Source organism: Staphylococcus sp. CoH_129_LAB_1, from assembly GCF_058191515.1.
Genome location: NZ_JBXWKZ010000058.1, coordinates 1 through 2,675, shown reverse-complemented (window position 1 = coordinate 2,675; position 2,675 = coordinate 1). Strand labels below are relative to the sequence as shown.

The 2,675-nt window shown below is 46.3% G+C and carries 1 rRNA gene; it reads left to right on the top strand.

The features are described 5' to 3' along the window. Window positions 1-300 precede the first annotated feature (300 nt). Window positions 301-2,675: ribosomal RNA gene (locus tag AC2FB1_RS11005) — 23S ribosomal RNA — on the top strand; the annotation flags it as partial.

The following is a 2,675-nucleotide window of genomic DNA, read 5'->3' as shown; positions in this document are numbered from 1 at the left end:
TTCTAAGGATATATTCGGAACATCTCGTAGAGATGATATGGAATAACGTGACATATTGTATTCAGTTTTGAATGTTTGTTTTAAACATTCATGATTAATTGAATATTGCATTTATTATTATGTTTTGTTATAATGATGAAATGTGATTATTGATTAATGACATTGTACATTGAAAACTAGATAAGTAAGTAAATAGATTTTACCAAGCAAAACCGAGTGAATAGAGTTTTAAATAAGCTTGAATTCATAAAAATAATCGCTAGTGTTCGAAAGAACACTCACAGATTAATAACTATATTAGATTAAGTTATTAAGGGCGCACGGTGGATGCCTTGGCACTAGAAGCCGATGAAGGACGTTACTAACGACGATATGCTTTGGGTAGCTGTAAGTAAGCGTTGATCCAGAGATTTCCGAATGGGGGAACCCAGCACAAGTTATGTTGTGTTATCGACAAGTGAATTCATAGCTTGTCAGAAGGCAGACCCGGAGAACTGAAACATCTTAGTACCCGGAGGAAGAGAAAGAAAATTCGATTCCCTGAGTAGCGGCGAGCGAAACGGGAAGAGCCCAAACCAATAAGCTTGCTTATTGGGGTTGTAGGACACTCTATACGGAGTTACAAAAGAATATATTAAACGAATCATCTGGAAAGTTGAATCAAAGAAGGTAATAATCCTGTAGTTGAAAATATATTCTCTCTTGAGTGGATCCTGAGTACGACGGAGCACGTGAAATTCCGTCGGAATCTAGGAGGACCATCTCCTAAGGCTAAATACTCTCTAGTGACCGATAGTGAACCAGTACCGTGAGGGAAAGGTGAAAAGTACCCCGGAAGGGGAGTGAAAGAGAACTTGAAACCGTGTGCTTACAAGTAGTCAGAGCCCGTTAATGGGTGATGGCGTGCCTTTTGTAGAATGAACCGGCGAGTTACGATCTGATGCAAGGTTAAGCAGAAAATGTGGAGCCGTAGCGAAAGCGAGTCTGAATAGGGCGTATAGTATTTGGTCGTAGACCCGAAACCAGGTGATCTACCCATGGTCAGGTTGAAGTTCAGGTAACACTGAATGGAGGACCGAACCGACTTACGTTGAAAAGTGAGCGGATGAACTGTGGGTAGCGGAGAAATTCCAATCGAACTTGGAGATAGCTGGTTCTCTCCGAAATAGCTTTAGGGCTAGCCTCAAGTGATGATTATTGGAGGTAGAGCACTGTTTGGACGAGGGGCCCCTCTCGGGTTACCGAATTCAGACAAACTCCGAATGCCAATTAATTTAACTTGGGAGTCAGAACATGGGTGATAAGGTCCGTGTTCGAAAGGGAAACAGCCCAGACCACCAGCTAAGGTCCCAAAATATATGTTAAGTGGAAAAGGATGTGGCGTTGCCCAGACAACTAGGATGTTGGCTTAGAAGCAGCCATCATTTAAAGAGTGCGTAATAGCTCACTAGTCGAGTGACACTGCGCCGAAAATGTACCGGGGCTAAACATATTACCGAAGCTGTGGATTGTCCTTTGGACAATGGTAGGAGAGCGTTCTAAGGGCGTTGAAGCATGATCGCAAGGACATGTGGAGCGCTTAGAAGTGAGAATGCCGGTGTGAGTAGCGAAAGACGGGTGAGAATCCCGTCCACCGATTGACTAAGGTTTCCAGAGGAAGGCTCGTCCGCTCTGGGTTAGTCGGGTCCTAAGCTGAGGCCGACAGGCGTAGGCGATGGATAACAGGTTGATATTCCTGTACCACCTATAATCGTTTTAATCGATGGGGGGACGCAGTAGGATAGGCGATGCGTACGATTGGATTGTACGTCTAAGCAGTGAGATTGAGTGTTAGGCAAATCCGGCACTCTTAAGATTGAGCTGTGATGGGGAGAGGAAATTGTTTCCTCGAGTCGTTGATTTCACACTGCCGAGAAAAGCCTCTAGATAGAAATTAGGTGCCCGTACCGCAAACCGACACAGGTAGTCAAGATGAGAATTCTAAGGTGAGCGAGCGAACTCTCGTTAAGGAACTCGGCAAAATGACCCCGTAACTTCGGGAGAAGGGGTGCTCTTTAGGGTGCAAGCCCAGAAGAGCCGCAGTGAATAGGCCCAAGCGACTGTTTATCAAAAACACAGGTCTCTGCTAAACCGTAAGGTGATGTATAGGGGCTGACGCCTGCCCGGTGCTGGAAGGTTAAGAGGAGTGGTTAGCTTCTGCGAAGCTACGAATCGAAGCCCCAGTAAACGGCGGCCGTAACTATAACGGTCCTAAGGTAGCGAAATTCCTTGTCGGGTAAGTTCCGACCCGCACGAAAGGCGTAACGATTTGGGCACTGTCTCAACGAGAGACTCGGTGAAATCATAGTACCTGTGAAGATGCAGGTTACCCGCGACAGGACGGAAAGACCCCGTGGAGCTTTACTGTAGCCTGATATTGAAATTCGGCACAGCTTGTACAGGATAGGTAGGAGCCTTTGAAACGTGAGCGCTAGCTTACGTGGAGGCGTTGGTGGGATACTACCCTAGCTGTGTTGGCTTTCTAACCCGCACCACTTATCGTGGTGGGAGACAGTGTCAGGCGGGCAGTTTGACTGGGGCGGTCGCCTCCTAAAAGGTAACGGAGGCGCTCAAAGGTTCCCTCAGAATGGTTGGAAATCATTCATAGAGTGTAAAGGCATAAGGGAGCTTGACTG